Annotated in this window: 12 protein-coding genes and 3 pseudogenes; 10 read left to right on the forward strand and 5 right to left on the reverse strand. The window is 61.0% G+C overall.

From position 1 onward, the window contains the following. Positions 1 to 6: 6 nt before the first annotated feature. Entirely contained in the window at positions 7 to 753 is a 747-nt protein-coding gene (locus tag P7644_RS20345; RefSeq protein ID WP_404303421.1) for a GntR family transcriptional regulator, read from the forward strand. 77 nt (positions 754 to 830) lie between these two features. Then, on the forward strand, positions 831 to 1,523 hold the full coding sequence (locus P7644_RS20350) for a hypothetical protein (RefSeq protein WP_146191314.1): 693 nt from the start codon (positions 831 to 833) through the stop codon (positions 1,521 to 1,523). Positions 1,524 to 1,537: 14 nt separating this feature from the next. Here P7644_RS20350 and P7644_RS20355 read toward each other — a convergent pair whose 3' ends face one another. Genes P7644_RS20355 through P7644_RS20365 form a run of 3 tightly spaced genes read right to left on the reverse strand, consistent with a single transcriptional unit; the run spans position 1,538 to position 3,399 of the window. After that, positions 1,538 to 2,158, reverse strand: a complete 621-nt coding sequence (locus P7644_RS20355; RefSeq protein WP_108498389.1) for a MarC family protein — start codon at positions 2,156 to 2,158, stop codon at positions 1,538 to 1,540. Positions 2,159 to 2,162: 4 nt separating this feature from the next. Next, the gene (locus P7644_RS20360; RefSeq protein WP_108498388.1) at positions 2,163 to 2,648 is read right to left on the reverse strand and encodes a MaoC family dehydratase; all 486 of its coding nucleotides are present in this window, start codon (positions 2,646 to 2,648) and stop codon (positions 2,163 to 2,165) included. A 4-nt stretch (positions 2,649 to 2,652) separates the two neighbouring features. Next, positions 2,653 to 3,399 carry an SDR family oxidoreductase gene (locus P7644_RS20365; protein WP_404303422.1) on the reverse strand — a complete coding sequence of 249 codons (747 nt, stop codon included), beginning with the start codon at positions 3,397 to 3,399 and terminating at the stop codon, positions 2,653 to 2,655. Positions 3,400 to 3,522: 123 nt separating this feature from the next. On the opposite strand from P7644_RS20365, the pseudogene P7644_RS20370 reads away from it, so the two are divergent. From P7644_RS20370 to P7644_RS20400, 7 genes and pseudogenes are all read left to right on the forward strand, one after another. Continuing rightward, positions 3,523 to 4,206 (forward strand): annotated as a pseudogene (locus P7644_RS20370) (dienelactone hydrolase family protein). 5 nt (positions 4,207 to 4,211) lie between these two features. Further along, positions 4,212 to 5,122 (forward strand): annotated as a pseudogene (locus tag P7644_RS20375) (amidohydrolase family protein). Beyond that, a pseudogene (locus tag P7644_RS20380) lies at positions 5,119 to 5,448 on the forward strand (glutathione S-transferase family protein); the annotation flags it as partial. The pseudogenes P7644_RS20375 and P7644_RS20380, both read left to right, overlap by 4 nt. A 24-nt stretch (positions 5,449 to 5,472) precedes the next feature. Next, on the forward strand, positions 5,473 to 5,763 hold the full coding sequence (locus P7644_RS20385; RefSeq protein WP_404303423.1) for a hypothetical protein: 291 nt from the start codon (positions 5,473 to 5,475) through the stop codon (positions 5,761 to 5,763). Then, positions 5,721 to 6,011: a DUF3987 domain-containing protein gene (locus P7644_RS20390; RefSeq protein WP_404303450.1), complete on the forward strand. Its 291-nt coding sequence runs from the start codon at positions 5,721 to 5,723 to the stop codon at positions 6,009 to 6,011. Before P7644_RS20385 ends, P7644_RS20390 begins: the two co-directional genes overlap by 43 nt. 130 nt (positions 6,012 to 6,141) lie before the next feature. Further along, positions 6,142 to 6,636, forward strand: a complete 495-nt coding sequence (locus tag P7644_RS20395; RefSeq protein ID WP_404303424.1) for a hypothetical protein — start codon at positions 6,142 to 6,144, stop codon at positions 6,634 to 6,636. Positions 6,637 to 7,107: 471 nt separating this feature from the next. Continuing rightward, positions 7,108 to 9,519, forward strand: a complete 2,412-nt coding sequence (locus P7644_RS20400; RefSeq protein ID WP_404303426.1) for a hypothetical protein — start codon at positions 7,108 to 7,110, stop codon at positions 9,517 to 9,519. Positions 9,520 to 9,899: 380 nt separating this feature from the next. Here P7644_RS20400 and P7644_RS20405 read toward each other — a convergent pair whose 3' ends face one another. Beyond that, positions 9,900 to 11,768 carry a UvrD-helicase domain-containing protein gene (locus P7644_RS20405; RefSeq protein ID WP_404303427.1) on the reverse strand — a complete coding sequence of 623 codons (1,869 nt, stop codon included), beginning with the start codon at positions 11,766 to 11,768 and terminating at the stop codon, positions 9,900 to 9,902. Beyond that, positions 11,765 to 14,113 (reverse strand): AAA family ATPase, encoded by a 2,349-nt coding sequence (locus tag P7644_RS20410; RefSeq protein ID WP_404303428.1) that lies wholly within the window; start codon positions 14,111 to 14,113, stop codon positions 11,765 to 11,767. The genes P7644_RS20405 and P7644_RS20410 overlap by 4 nt, the downstream gene beginning before the upstream one ends. A gap of 635 nt (positions 14,114 to 14,748) precedes the next feature. Between P7644_RS20410 and P7644_RS20415 the strand changes: the two genes are divergently transcribed. Then, positions 14,749 to 15,942 carry a hypothetical protein gene (locus tag P7644_RS20415; RefSeq protein ID WP_404303429.1) on the forward strand — a complete coding sequence of 398 codons (1,194 nt, stop codon included), beginning with the start codon at positions 14,749 to 14,751 and terminating at the stop codon, positions 15,940 to 15,942. Positions 15,943 to 15,964 lie beyond the last annotated feature (22 nt).

Genomic DNA, 15,964 nt, shown 5'->3' on the forward strand with positions numbered 1-15,964 from the left:
ACGTTCATGTTGCACACACTGCTCCAACCCGTCCACGCTGCCGGCCCTGCGCCGCGCAGCGACGAACCCGAACCCCGCACGCTCACCGAACGCGCCTACCGGGCGCTGCGTCACGACATCGTGTGTGGCGATCTGCAGCCGGGCCAGCGCCTGCGCGTCGAGCACCTCAAGGACCACTACGGCGTGGGCGCCGGCACGCTGCGGGAGGCGCTGGCGCTGCTGGTGTCCGACGCGCTGGTCACGGTCGAAGGCCAGCGCGGCTACCGCGTCAGCGCGGTCTCGCTGGACGATCTGCGCGACCTGACCGACACCCGCGTGCGGCTGGAAACCGAAGCGCTGCGCCAGTCGATCCGGCTCGGCGACGCGGGCTGGGAGCGCTCGGTGCGCGGGGCCTTTGCACGGCTCAGCGTGGCCGAGGAGGGCGGCGCCGGCCGCGACCCGGACCAGTGGGAGCGCGCCAACCGCCACTTCCACGAAACCCTGATCGCGGGCCACAGCTCACCCTGGACGCGGCACCTGCTGGACATCCTCTACCGCCACGGCGAGCGCTACCGCCACATCGCCATCCGCATCGGCGCCACGCCGGGCTTCGACCGCGATGTGCACGCCGAGCACCAGGGCATCTTTCTGGCGGCGATGGCGCGGCAGGAGGCGCGCGCCGCGCTGGCGCTGGAAGCCCACATCCGCCTGACCTGCGACATCCTGACGCGGCACGCAGACGCGGCGGCAGGGGGCGGATTTAAGCTGTCTTAATACGGGTAGGGGTACCATGGTCTTCCCCTTGTCCACCTGCAACGGCCATGAAGTACCCACACCTCCGAGTCCTGTCCGTGCTTGTCCTTGCCGCGGGCGCCTGCGCCTGGCCCGCCTGGGCGGCCGACCCTGTCACCGATGCCCTGCAGAAGGCCTACGTGCCCTACCGTGCTGCCCTGTTCAAGACCAACGCCGGCCAGGCCGGCGAGTCCGCCGAAGCGCTTAAGCAGGCACAACAGGCCTGGGCCCAGGTGACCCAGCTGGTGAAGTCCCAGCCCACCGTGCCTTATGCCAACGATGCGCTGATGGCCAAGACGCTGACGGGCGTCGACGGGTACTACGCGGTGGCCGCGCAACAGGTGGCCGCTGGCAAACTGACCGACGCACACGCCACGCTGGAGTCGGTGCGCGACCTGCTCAGTGAACTGCGGCGCCAGAACCAGGTGATCGTCTACAGCGACCACATGAACGCCTACCACGCCCAGATGGAGCATCTGCTGGACGAGGGGCCGAAGTGGCTCCAGGCGGACGGCGGTTTGCCGAAGCTGGCCGCGCAGGCCGGCGTGCTGAACTACCTGGCGGGCCTGCTCGCCAGCGAAGCCACTGCGGCGGCGCAGTCATCGCCAGAGTTCAAGGAACTGCTGGGCGCGGTGACTCGGTCGGTGGAGGCGCTGAACGCGGCGGTGGCGGCGGGCGACAGGGCCTTGATCGAGAAGGCCATCGGCCAGGTCAAGGCGCCCTACAGCAAGCTGTTCATCAAGTTCGGCTGAACCGGGGTCGCTGCTCAGGCGCCCAGCGCCGGGAACAGCTTGACCAGACCGGCGGCCATCACCTCCACCGCGAGCGCGGCCAGGATCAGGCCCATCAGCCGGGTCATCACGTTGATGCCGGTCTGGCCCAGGAAGCGCGCGATGGGCCGGGCCGCGGCGAAGCACACGGCGGTGGCCAGCGCGATCACCACGCCGTAGCCCACCAGGGCGGCGTGCTGGAAGAAGGTCTTGGCCTGGTCGGCGTAGATCACCACCGTGGACATGGTGGCCGGGCCGGTGAGCAGCGGGATGGTCAGCGGCACCACCGCGATCGAGGCCTTGGTGCCCGCGTCGTCCACCTCGCCCTTGGTGGCCTTGGCCTCGGCCGGCTGGGCGTTCAGCATGGACAGGGCCGAGGTCAGCAGCAGCATGCCGCCACCCACCTGGAAGCTCGCCAGCGAGATGCTGAAGAACTCCAGTACCTGCAGGCCCATGATGGCGCAGGTGGCGATGACCACGAAGGCGCTGAATGACGAGATCAGGATGGTGCGCTTGCGCTGCGCCGCACTGAAGCCCTGCGTGTAGTGGATGAAGAAGGGCACGATGGCCAGCGGGTTGACCAGGGCCAGCAGGGTGATCAGGGGCTTGAAGTCCATGCCGCTATTGTGCGGGCTCCCGTCTTCTGAACATGCCGTAGCCCTCCATGTGCAGCACTTTCTCGCCCTGCTGGTTGAACATCTCCCAGATCGTGCGCACCAGGCCGACGTCGGGGCGTTTGCTCATCGGCCGCTTCTCGGTGATGGTGTGCTGCAGCCGCAGCACGTCGCCGGGGTAGACCGGCTTGGTCCACTTCAGGCTCTCCAGGCCGGGCGAGCCGAGGCTGGAGGTCTCGTGCAGGAAGTTGGTCACCATCAGCCGCATGGCCATGGCGCAGGTGTGCCAGCCGCTGGAGCTGAGCGCCCCGAACACCGAGGCCCGGCCGCCTTCTTCACTGAGGTGGAAGGGCTGCGGGTCGAACTGGCTGGCGAAGGCGATGATCTCTTCCTTCGTCGGCGAGATGCTGCCCAGGTCGCGCGTCTGGCCGATCTCCAGGTCTTCCCACCAGATCTTGATGTGCGGGCTGTTCTCGGGTGTGGTCGCGGTCATGGTTCTAGCGTCCTCCAGAGACGTCGATCAGGGACATGGTGGTGTAGCTTGCAGCATCCGACAGCAGCCAGACGATGGCCTGCGCCACCTCGTCGGCCGTGCCGCCGCGCTGCATGGGCACCTGGTGCTTGAGCAGGTTCACCCGGTCGGGGATGCCTCCCGAGGCGTGGATCTCGGTCTCGATGAGGCCCGGTCGCACCGCGTTGACGCGGATGCCGTCGCCCGCTACTTCCTTGGCCAGTCCGATGGTGAAGGCGTCGATCGCGCCCTTGGCCGCCGCGTAGTCCACGTACTGTCCGGGCGCACCCAGCCGCGCCGCGGCGCTGGACAGGTTGACGATGGACCCGCCGTCGCCGCCGTGGCGCGTGCTCATGCGCCGCACCGCCTCGCGAGCGCAGAGAAAACTGCCGAACACGTTGATGTCGAACATGCGCTTCCAGCGCGCCGCGCTCATCTCGTCGACGCGGGCCGTCACGTCGACCACACCGGCGTTGTTCACCAGCCCGGTGAGCCGGCCCAGCTTGGCGTCCACCTTCTCGAACATGCGCAGCACCTGCGCCTCGTCGGCCACGTCGGCCTGCACGGTGATGGCGGTCCCGCCGCTGGCGCGGATGCTGCGCACCACCTCGTCGGCCGCCAGCGAATTCGCGGTGTAGTTCACCGCCACCGCCCAGCCCTGGCGCGCCGCGAGCAGCGCGGTGGCCGCCCCGATGCCGCGGCTGCCACCGGTGACCAGCAAAACCTTGTTCATGTCTGTGCCTCCTGCAAACGGCCCGAAACAGCGGTACAACCGCATCTACCGGAACATAACGCAGCGCCGGGGGCCTCGCCCGTCGCCGACCGGACCCACAACAACCCATCGTTCGGAGACTTCATGGGAACCTTTGCCCAGCTCACCGCCGCCGACGGCTTCACCTTCCCCGCCTACGTGGCCCAACCCGCCGTCCAGTCCAAGGGCGGCCTGGTCGTGCTGCAGGAAATTTTCGGCGTCAACAGCCACATCCAGGCCGTGGCCGACGGTTACGCCGCCGACGGCTATTTCGTCGTCGCGCCGTCCACCTTCCACCACGTCAAGGCCGGCGTCGAGCTGGGCTACACCGAGGCCGACATGGGCGCCGGTTTCGAGCTCAAGACGGCGGTGGAAGCCCTGCCCGCGCCCGGCGTGCTGGCCGACATCCAGGCCGCCATCCGCCACGCCGCGCAGGGTGGCAAAGTGGGCATCGTGGGCTACTGCTGGGGTGGCCTGCTCACCTGGCGCAGCGCCTGCGAACTGGTGGGCCTGAGCGCTGCCGTTCCCTACTAGGGCGGCGGCATGACCACCCCGGCCGAGGTGTCGCGCCAGCCCCAGGTGCCGGTGCTGGCCCACTTTGCCGAAGAAGACAAATGGATCCCGCTGGACAGCGTGCAGGCCTTCCGCCAGGCCCATCCGGAGGTGATGGTGCACACCTACCCGGCCCACCACGGTTTCAACTGCGACCAGCGGGCCAGCTGGAACGCCGACGCCGCCCGCCTGGCGCGCGAGCGCAGCCTGGCCTTTCTGGCGCAACACCTGGGCTGACGGCCATGTCACCCGCCGTGCGGCTGCTGGGACTGCTGGCGGCCGCCACCGCCACGGCAGTTCAGGCGCAGACGCCTTACGCCGGCCCGCTGTTCGACGCCCACCTGCACTACAACGACGAAGCCTGCGTGCACGCCACGCCCGAGCCCGCCTGCCCGCACCCGCTGGAGGACGTGCTCGCGCGCATGCAGCGCAACGGTGTGCGCGCCATCGTCGCCAATTCGCGCCCCAACGACGGCACCCGGGCGCTGGCCCAGGCACGTGCGCAGACCCAGGCCGCCGGCGTGATGGTGGTGCCCTTCGTGCGCCTCTACTGCGACCGGGCGGGCTACCACAACTGGTTCCGCGACCCCGGCATCGCCGAGCTGGTGCAGACCGAGCTGGCGCGCGGCACCCCGAGCGGCCCCTACCGCGGCCTGGGTGAACTCACCTCTACGACAGTGCGAACGCCAACGGGCCGGTGGCGCAGGCGCTGATGGCGCTCGCCGAACAGAAGGATCTGGCCGTTCTGGCGCACGTGGACGACGTGGCCATCGATCTGCTGATGGCGAACGCGCCGTCCAAAGGCCGCAAGCTCAAGCTGGTCTGGGCGCACACCGGCATCGGTGGAACACCCATCGAACGGGTGGACCAGTTGCTGGCGCGCTACCCGCAGCTCATGGGCGAACTCTCCTACCGCCCGGGGCTGACCTGCGATGGCGGCCAGCTCTGCCCCGAATGGCGCGCCCTGCTGCTCAAGTACCCCGACCGCTTCCTCATCGGCTCCGACACCTGGGTCAACCAGCGCTGGCTGTACTACGACGACCTCATGCAGGGCTATCGCGCGTGGCTGGGCGGCCTGCCGGCCGACGTGGCGCGCCGCATCGCGTGGAACAATGGCGCCCGACTCTTTGGGCTGACCCCCGCGAACCGATGATCCAGCTGCACCACTACCCCAGCACCGCCAGCATGGCGCCGCACATCCTGCTCGAAGAGCTGGGCGAGCCCTTCGAGCTGGTGCTGGTGGACCGCATGCGCGACCAGCAGAAGTCGCCCGACTTCCTGCGCCTGAACCCCAACGGACTGATCCCGGTGTTGATCGATGGCGACCTCGTGCTCTACGAAACCGCGGCCATCTGCCTGCACCTGTGCGACACGCGCCCGCAGGCGGGTCTGGCGCCCGCGCTGGGCACGCACGAGCGCGCCCATTTCTACAAATGGATGGCGTGGCTGACCAACACCCTGCAAGCCACGCTGATCGTCTAGGGCGTGTTAACACTAATTGCGATGGAAGTCACCGAATGTGAAACTGCAGGCATGGAGACCCAAGCGCCTGCGCCGCTCATCGGCAGCGCAATGATGGCCGTCATGGCGTCAGTGACACAAGCCAAGGTCGACGTGGAAGGACTGACCGGTGAGGCAACACCCTGTAGCCTGATCGTGGCAGTCGTTGCGGACATAGTGCCAACAGGCCTTACTCGGCAATCAAGCAGTTTCAGCGCCTTAGACATGAGGGCGAAACCCGCAGCAATGAGATTCTTCGGGACCCTCAGGCGACTCGACAGCTTCTTCGACTGACAGCCGGGGCCACTTGCCTACGGCAACAGTTTGCCGCTGAAATGGAGTTGAGCCTGCGTCCAGACGGTGCTTATGCGGATGTCCGTGATCAGGCTTCGAAGGCAGTCGAGATAGCAACCCGAATGGCTGGTGTCATGCATTGCTTCTTTCAACTCGATGGTGACATCGACGAGCGCACGATGCATGACGCAATCGCTCTCATGCGTTGGCACTTGGAGGAGTACAAGCGGCTGTTCGGTGATCCTTGACGAGCTCATGGTTGTGTATGCGAGTTGGTTCGGCAGATCAAAAATTGACAACGCGCGACGTGAGCGGGAACGTGCCTGTGGGGCATTGGTCAAACGAATGCTCGCTTTCAAAAGAAGATACCCCAAGCTCATGGTCATCAGACTCGATGTGGGCTACGGTAAGCAATATGCGGCCCGCGCCGATTCAAGTCACGAGATCCTAGACCACTGGAGTGATCTGTTGCACGCGATCAAGGAGGGCTTTGCCGCGAGCTTTCTTGGCTATGCCGCCAAGATTGAGTACGGAGTGCGTAAGGGCCCCCACATGCATCTAATGCTGCTTTTCAATGGATCGAAAGTTCGCCAGGATGTGACGATCGCTCGGCTCATCGGGGAGCTGTGGAAGAACAAAGTGACGAGGGGTGCGGGGCTATATCACAACAGCAATGATCCGAACTACAAGGCCCGTTTCACTTACTGTGGTGTGGGCGTTTTTAGTGGACTTGATGACGCGACGATCGCGGGGTTTCAGCGAGTTGCTGACTACCTGGTCAAACGAGAGCTCCTTGTCAGGGTGGCAATGCCGCATTTGGGTCGAGCACTCAGGACTGGACTTGTGCTTCCTTCTGCGCATGGCCAGCAGTAGGGATAGAGAGGAGCAGCTTTAGGGGCGGTGGACTGTATTGCAGCGGTTGTCGTCATCTGCGATTAGCCGCCGAGTTCACGCTGCTTGGCACGAAGCAGTCGCCGACGCACCTCGGCGGCTGACGGCTTCAGCGTCCGTTGTCAAGGGTGCTGCGGTCGTCCAGCCTGGCTGCCCGCAGTTGTCGCCGTCAACTCGCTCCGGAATGTTTGCTGTTCGAAGCGTTGGGACGGCGCTACCGACCCAAAGCGGGCGCGGGTAGGTGTCATCCGAGATAACCGCAGGCGGTCACGTACCCGTCGGTCTGCTCACCCGCCGGCCCCTTGGCGTTCCGGGGTGAACAGTATCTTGGTGGCCTGCGTTGCCAGCTTCGGTAGAACGTTCGGCTGCACCTGCGAGTGTCCTCGGCCTTACGCCGCCGGTCGATCAGACGTTGTTAGACCTGTACCATCTCGTACACGGAGGATTCGAAGAGTGACTACCCTTTACGAAGCACTGAGGAACGTTAAGACCGAGGAAGACGTCAAAGACGCATACATAAAGGCGCTGGGGCTAAAGGCGTACACGAAGGGCCTCATCGATATTCAGACAGATGAAGTCTGGTTTGAGGCGAAGCATACGGGCAAGCACAGCACGTATGCCCAGTTCACGCAGCTGCTCCACTACGTCCAGGTCGCCATCAACAACGGCGAGAAGCTACCTGCGTTCCTTGCGGTCATTGACACCGAGAAAGCCGCCATCATGAAGTCGGCCGACGTTGTCCCTTTCTTGGCCAAGAAGACAGTCAAGTGGGGCAAGTCCGCGAGCCAGTACACACAGGAGGCGCTAGAAGCCATCTCCGCACACATCGGCACTCACTTCGTCAGCTTCCGGATTTCGACGCACGAGAAGGAATTCGTCGAAACTCTCCAGACGGCCATCAAATCCGGGGAAATTATCCGGATTCAAATCACCCCGGCAAATCTAAAGCAGGTGTACGACAAGTGGGTTCAGATGATTGGTTTGGAAATCAACGGCGCCAAGGAGGAGGACTACGCCCTCCTGTTCTACGCTGATGTGATGAACGATGGCAAGGTCGAGACCTACCAGGGGCTGCCAGCCCGCCTTGCCTGGGTCGGCAACGCCCCTGCATTCATCCTCAACGGGGCCGTGTACGAGTTGGGCAACAGGGAGGGGTACCGTCGATTCTGGGCCATCTACCACCGCCCGCCAGTAGCGGAGCATCGCGACTATCTGCTGGAGCGACGCGACAGCCTCATCCCGCTCGATGAGCGCATGTTCAAGGGCGCGTACTACACGCCGCTGAACGTCGTCGACAAGGCTTATGACAAGCTAAGCGAGGTGCTCGGAGCCAACTGGCAGAAGGAGTACTTCGTCTGGGACATGTGTTGCGGAGTCGGCAATCTGGAGGTCAAGCATTCGAACCACCGCCGCATCTTCATGAGCACGCTAGACGAGCCCGACCTGCGCATGATGCAGTCCACTAAGACCTGCGCGGCGGCTGTTCGTTTCCAGTACGACTACCTCAACGACGACCTTGCAGAAGACGGCTCCATCGACTACTCAAGGACGAACAAGGTGCCGCCCGCTCTGCGGCAGGCCATCGCCGATGGCAAGAAGATTCTGGCCCTGATTAACCCGCCCTATGCGGAATCCACAAACGCCGACAACACGATGGGCGATGGTGGAGGTGACTCGAAAAAGGAAGTCGCCAGCACGATGATGGGGAAGTCAATGGCTGGGTACGGCTACGCCGCCCGCGAGCTGTACCTCCAGTTCCTGGTGCGCATCGCACGGGAGATGCCGAACGCCACGGTGGCTTGCTTCAGCAAGATGAAGCACGTCAACGCCCCAAACTTCGCCCCATTCCGCGATCGCTGGAATGGGGAATACTTGGGTGGCTTCATCGTACACAGCAAGGCGTTCGAAGGCTTGGCCGGCAATTTCCCTATCGGCTTCCTTATTTGGAAGCTCGCGCCCCTGACTAAACGGGTGCCCCAGTTTACGGACATCACAACCGACGTCATCGACAAGAACGCTAAGCCGATTGGGACTAAAACGTTCTACGCCCTGCCATCGTCCCGCTTAATGGGAGAGTGGATCAAGAGGGTGCCTCCGAACGACGAGGACGCGTTACCGCTAGGGCACGCCTTCTGGCCCGCGAAAGGCACTAAGGATGTTCGCGGTAAGAAGTGGGCGGACGACGCCATCGGCGGCATGATTTGCAAGGGCTCGGATCTGCAGAATGCTCCGGACTCTACGGCCTTCCTGTCGTCCCCCTACTGCAGCGCAGGTGGCCTATACGTCACCCGGCAGAACATCGACCAAGCGGGCGTTGTCTTCGCCGTCCGCCGTGTCATGCCAAAGCGCTGGGTTCACGACCGAGACCAGTTCCTCTCGCCGCTCAAACCTCTGCCTCAAGAGTTCGTCGACGACTGCCTCGTCTGGGCGTTGTTTGACATTCGCAACTACAGCGCGAGCGCAAACGGGCTGCAGTGGAACGGCAGAAGTTGGGACCTAGTGAACCACTTCGTTCCGTATACAGAGGACCAAGTTGGCGCGTCGGAACGCTTCGAGAGCGATTTCATGTCGCAACACCTGGCGGGCAAGACGCTGTCAGCTGAAGCGGATGCCGTGCTCAAGGAGGGGCGCATACTTTGGAGCGCTTACTTCGACCACATTGACTCTCATACGGTGCGAGCCGAGTGGCGCCTTGAGCGCCCCGACGTCGGCTGGTACCAAGTGCGGAACGTGCTGAAGTTGCGCAACGCTTCGGGCGACTACACGCCAGTCAGCTTTGACGCCTTCAATCAGGCGCATGACGTGCTGGGCGCCAAGATTCGCCCCGACGTCTACACACATGGTTTTTTGATGAAATCCGAGTGAGGGGAGGGATCTCGATGGCGTCCGCTCCTGGCCGGGACCGGGTCCCCAGCAGATTTGCCGTTAGCCGACCCATGACCGGTCGAATCTTTCCACCGAAGGTCAGGTTACGGTCTCGCCAAGCAAGACCCGGTACCGGCCATGAGCAGTCATCGACAGACCTTCCTTAAACGTCCGGTCAAGGCTCCGCTCGACTATTGGTAATTGAACAGTTGCCCGGCCAACCCTGCCGACCGAAGTCGACATCTGTGATGGACGCTAGGCCTTGAGAGAGGTTTCTCGACCTTGCCGGGCAGTGCGGTGGCGTCGGATGTCATAGGCCAGTTTCTGCCCTCGCTTCCGCGCCAAGCCAGGTAGCGATCGCGTTCAAAACAAACTATCTGTCAGTCGGGAACTCCGACAACGACCTCATCGGCGTTGAACCATTCTTCCTGAAGCACGAAGCTTTGGACTCGGTCTGGGGCCGAAGAATATGCAACGAGTGCGAGGCTTTCCTTTGCACGGCTCGCCGTCACATAAAACAGCCGCTTGGTGCTTTCAACGGTTTTCTCACCCGCTGCTTTGCCCCCGAACAGGTCTTCGTACTTGAATAGAAAACCTCTTGCCTCTGCGTCATCCATGATGACCATGACACGATCAAACTCAAGCCCTTTCACGCCTTGATGCGTGTCGAAATGAGCGTCCCCCGAGAGGTACTCCATCATTGGACCGATCTGAGAGAACGGCGCATTCAGGAAGGACTGAATGGCAAGCGCCCGTTCGGTCTGCCGGTCCTCGCGCTCATCCTCATCGGAAGCTACGGCTTCAGCACTTTCCTCTGACGCGCTGGCTTGAAGGGATTCAGGAATTTCGAGGAGATTGTGTTTTGCGACGCAGCGCAGAACCTGAAGCAAGGTCGGATTGGCCCCGTCTTTCCAAAGCTCCATCAACACGTCAATTGAAGCATTCACCTGCTTCAGATGTTCCTGGGTGTCTTTGGCCGCGCGCAAGGCCTCTTGCGTGAGGCGCGGGGAGTAGGCTTTAGCGATACGCGCAACAGCAAACCGATCATTGTTCTGCTTGGCATTCACGAGCGAAAGCACTTGGTCAGAGAAGAACCGCGATGCAGGCAGCGTCCCGTCGAGGAAGCTGGTACGCCAACCCTCCACGTCATAGAGCGGAGAGAAAGCATCAAGGAAGCCCAAGCGTGATGCTGCCATCCGATGCTCAAGTGTCAGGGTCTTGATCGCCTTGGGTTCATTCCACTTTTCATCGCCCGTCGTCCTCGACATATAGGCTGCGATTTTCTGTTCAGCGGCGGGCTTGTTTGCGAGGTCACTTGGCAGGATGAAGAGACGAACGACGCCATCAACTGCGGCGGCGATGGGCTGCTGGTGTTGCTGGTCTGTTGAGCTACGGACCTTGTTGATCAGGGCAATGACCCGTTTGGGGCAACGGTAATTGAGCTGCTTTCCGGGGGTCGCCCAATCCGGGGGAAGTCCCTGCCCCAGCCCTTCTTTCCCGTCGTTATAGATGCGCTGCATCATGTCTCCGAGAAGGCCAAGAATGAACTTCCCTTTGAGCTTGGCTTGAACCGCAAACAACGCATCGATCAGATGCTTGTTGGTGTCCTGACTCTCGTCGATGAGCATGATGGGGTAGCGGCCCGTGAGGATGCTTTGCATAGCAGGCTTGGTCTGGAGGAAATGCGCCGTCAGTTGCAAGACTTCAGAATGATTCAAAGCATCGCGCCCGCTATTGTCCCCGGTCGGGCTGTACGTGAATGACTTGACGTTTGGCAGGTTCTGGAGACGCTTGGTTTTGGACTCAATTTTTTTGAGGCGATCCGTCGATGCCTTCGTACCCTTTCGACCCTTGGCCTCATCCACGTTCAGCTTTGCGATGTCTTCTGCCAGGTCAACGCGCAGCCATTCACGGATATCGTGGTTGAGGCCTTCGATCAAAGACCAGGCAAAGCTATGAATTGTGCGAACGTCGATCAGCGGATCAAACAGCAGCCGCCTCTTGATTTCGTCACTGGCTGCATTCGTGAAAGTGATGACCCCCACGCGCTGTCCTTTGACCCGGAGACGCTCGCCCAGAGTCGTCTGCACATGCTGTAGCGCAGTCACAAGGGAGCGCGTCTTTCCAGAACCAGCACCAGCAAAAAGGAAGAAGCTCTTCGGGGTGTCCAGATTCAAGCAAGCTGCGATCTCTTCATCAACATGAGCATCAACGATATCCGTGCTGGCAACGGCTGTCTGGCGACTCATGCGGCGGCCTTCGTAGTCTCGGCGGCGCTTTCCATAACTTCCGCCGGTTCAAGGGCCTTGCCTGAGATGCCATCTTCTTTGCGCTTAAGCTGTGCAGCGAGCCAAAGCAATCCGCTGTCAATGTAGGCCGGTACTTTCATCGTGTCGATCTCGTCGCTGTCGAGAAGATCCATGGTGAATTCAGCCTTGCCGCCTTTCGCCAAGTCAATAAGCATTCGGGGAGCGAGATCGCCGAGATCAGTCGCTGCATCAAGACTTTTGCGAATCCTGCCCATCAGGCCCGTCCCCTCCATCTTCTGGAACAAGTCGAGGTTTTCATAGACCAAGGCGTCTTCAAACGTATTGGCAAGCGCCTCTTTGTGTTCCTTGGATTTGAACTTGGCTGAGATAGGCTGCTGGTAGGCGACGCGAATGCCGTAGCCGCTTGGATCGTTAAGGACGATCTCTTCGGGTTTCTTGTCGAGCAGCGTGTCCAGATCCTCGACCGCAGGAACCCAGGTCTTGAGCGTCTCATTACGGGCCTTGAGGTTTGAGCCACGCACCGGGGGAACCGACACTCCAGCAGCATCCTTCGCGTCAAGGTCTGTGATGATCAACGTGTTCAAACCAAGATGCTCAAGCAAGGACTTCAGCCTGTGCGCATGACTTCCGCCGATCTCAAGCCAGGTGATGTAGCAGCGACGCAGATACTCGTACTGGTCACGCTTGCGAACAAAGTGGGGGACAAGAATGCGCTCAGCAGGCCCTTCGACCAGCACAGCGCCATCAGCAAAGAACAGATCACAGTGCGTCGCCTTCAGGTATCGCTTGACGAAGCGGCCTGTCTCTTCCCCGCTTCCGAAGGTCTCGGATAGGTTGACAACACATGACACCGGCACGGAGCCACCCACTGCCTTGACAGGAAGGCGACGGAAGTACCGCAGGGAAGCGAAGTCGGCTTCGTGTGCGAGATGGCTTGAGTGTGTACTGATGACAAGCTGTGTGCGGAGGTCCTTCGCATCCTTGAGTTTGTCGTGCTTGCGCAAAACGTCATAGGCTTGCTTGATGAAGACTTGTTGGACTTGTGCATGCAGATGCGCCTCCGGCTCTTCAATCAGGACAAGATGAAGCGGTGGACGAAGGGCTTCTTCGAGGTCGGTTGACTTGGAAGCCTTGCCAACCTTCATCCACTTGTCGCGGAAGCTCATCAGCGCAAAGACAATTGAGACCAGATTTTGATACCCAAGGCCGTTTGAGTCTTCAGGGAGGCGGTGCGCAAAACCTTCTCCCTCCTTGAGGTGCGTGGGGACTTCATATTGAACCGCCGATGCATGGTTCAAACCGTCGATGGGCTTGATGCTTGTGGTGATCGTAAGTTTCGGGTCGGTGACGCCGGGATAGCCGATGTCCTCAAGCTCTTTCAGAGCCGTTGAAAAGCAGGTCGCCAAACGTTCGCCAAAAGCGGCCTGAGCGCTATGGAGTGCCTGCAAAGCCTCCAGATCTTTTGGCTCGGGCTGATCGAAGGGGTCAAGATGTTGGGTGTAGTAGTTGCGAAGCTGGCTGGACAGCTTCTTGCCACCCCGCGAGTTCCCGTCCTCCTGTGAATCGTCCCCTCGATTTGAAGCATTAACAAATCCAAATCCGCGTTGTGCGCTGATTTCATCAATGCGAATGATTTTCTTGAACGGGTCTCCTTCGATTGGCTCACTGCCAACCGGAAGGGCCTGAGGAGTGGCAATACCGTTCTTTGGCGTCACGAGCTTTTCGGGGTCAAGGAGATATGCTCGAACCTCAAAGGATGAACGCAGCCGAAGTGACAGGAAGTCCATCATCGACTTCGGCCACAGCGCGAACCCTTCCACGAGCGGGATCGCTGCTGCCGTGGTGCCCTCTGCCGATGCCGGTACAGTGCCCATGACAGAAGCAGCGGAGAGCTTGGCCGCCAGGTACTCTTGCTTCAGGGCTTGGACATCCTTGGGTTCGTAGCGCAGTCGAACGCCGATATGCGCCCCCGCCCAATCGAGGGTGGGAAGAATCTTCTGAACATAGTGAAGATCCTCTGTCGGAACATTCAGCCAGACATCGAGGTGCGGCAGAACTTCACCCCAATTGAACTCTGCTTCTTCCTCTCCGGGAGTGGAGGTCTCCCAGGCGATGGCCATCGCATCAAGCTTGGCCCAATGGAACAAGGTGAAGTCATTGATGGAAAAATCAGTTCGGTCAACAAGGAAGTGGCGAAGCGCAACCATGGCCGACGTTTTTCCGCTGTTGTTCGCGCCCACGAAAACTGTCGTTTGCTCGGCGAAGTCCACCCGTACGGCTTGAAGCTTTCGAAAGTTGCCGATCTCTACATGTTGAATGTGCATGGTGTCTCCCTGTATGTGCCAACTCGACAGGACCTTGGGTCAGCGGGCTTGCCGTCACAAACATATTGCCGCAGAGTGTTAGATGTAACGAGATATTAAGACACGATCTTTGCCTTCGCTCTACCCCTAGACCACGGCAAGATTTGCCGACACAACCGACACAACCGCCTGCTCGCGTGTGATCTCGCCGACGCAACCTGCCATCGACTGTTATTCCAAACTGGCTCCCAGCATCTGCACCCGCCCTCGTGTCGGACAACGTGATTGCAACCAAGGTCAGCGTTGCTCAGCGGTCCTTCGCCGTGAGCAGTGGTACTTCCGCTTTGGGGCGGTACCGCCATTTGGCAATTTTCGAAAGCTGCCGCTGACCGGCACGCCTCATTGGATCCTGGCAGTCAGAGGCACAAGTTTCGACGAAGGTCAGATCCTGGAGGTGCAGCAGTCACTCAGTTTGCGAACAACTGAATGACCGGTGCTGACGGCAGCGGTCGTCGGCATGCCAAAACTCAGCGGCAGCTACCAGCCTGAAGCAGTCAGGGCCTCTCAGACGTGCCTCGCAATCACAAGGTCGCCGTGCGCAATTTTTAGTTGCCTAAAACTGCGTTCCATCTAGAGTGCGGTCGTAGGAGGGACCTATGCACGCCGCATGCGCAAAGATCGCAATTCATCACCAAAAATCGTCGCCTTCAGTGTGCACTGTTGCGCGTCTAGTTGCGGTAGCCGCAGGTGGTCTGGCCCTCTCCAGCGCCGCCGTCGCCTTTCAAATCGCCCCCATGGGCTCAGCCTTTGAATCCAAGCTGACCAACGAAACAGAAAACTCTCTGGCGAGGGCTGCCGATCGCTTGGGTGTCCTGATCAAGGGCCGCGTCCATGAAGAGATCACCCAGATTGGCATGGGTTGTCCGATAGAGCCGGGCACCCTGGCCCAAGACGTCAGCTGCAGCTCTCGGGATCTGCCCTTTGCCACGCCCTATGTCATCTACGGCGTGCGTTGGAATGATCTACCTCCGTTCAAGCTTTCACCCGACGAGGGCAACTGCACCTACCTCGGCAAGTCCTGCAACGTGTCCCAGACCATCCGGTTCTCGACCCAACCGCTGTGTTGGTACTGTCTCTTCAAGGATGCAGAGAAGAAAGCGCAGACCCAAGCGATCGTTGGGTGCAGCAAGACCAAGGGTAGTCTGCAAGGCAATGTGATGACCCGCTCGCACTTCGGCGACTTGCAGTTCCTGCATGCCATGGCCAGTGAGGAGGGAGTACACCCTGGCGCGACCCGCGCCAAGGTGCTGGACTGGCTGGAGTTCGCCTGGAAGGTGTCCTCGCGCGAAATCAAGCCCGACACCTTTCTTCGAGACATCGACAACGCCACTTTGAAAGAGCACTTCGGATGCACACAGTGGAGAGTCTCGGACCTCTACATCCTGGGGCGTCAGGACAAGCTGCTTCCGTACTTGCATCATGTGGCGTTCGGATCTGTGCTCCACACAGTCCAGGACTCGTTTGCTGGAGCCCATGCCTCACGTGAGAACTCAGCTCCAAGTGGCATGTGTCAGGAAACTGGCTTTGCAAAACCGAGGCGGATCGTGGAGTTCCATACCTATGGCGCGCAGGACGGAAGTCTGCACGACGAGCAAGACAGCCGAGAAGCTATGACGCGCGTAAGCGCTGCAGACAGGTGGCCAGATGCTGTGGAGGCGACGCGCAATCTGTCGCGCTTCTATGAAGACCGCGCCCGATGGAGCGACGTCCAGCCCTACATGCAGTGTCTGTTCGAACTGGCGGACGAACGCAATGACTCGTCACCAGGAGAGCCGTACCGTCGCCGCTGAGAGCATGGCGGGGGAGCCCGCC

Source organism: Alicycliphilus denitrificans (assembly GCF_044792555.1).
Taxonomy (GTDB): domain Bacteria; phylum Pseudomonadota; class Gammaproteobacteria; order Burkholderiales; family Burkholderiaceae_C; genus Alicycliphilus; species Alicycliphilus denitrificans_A.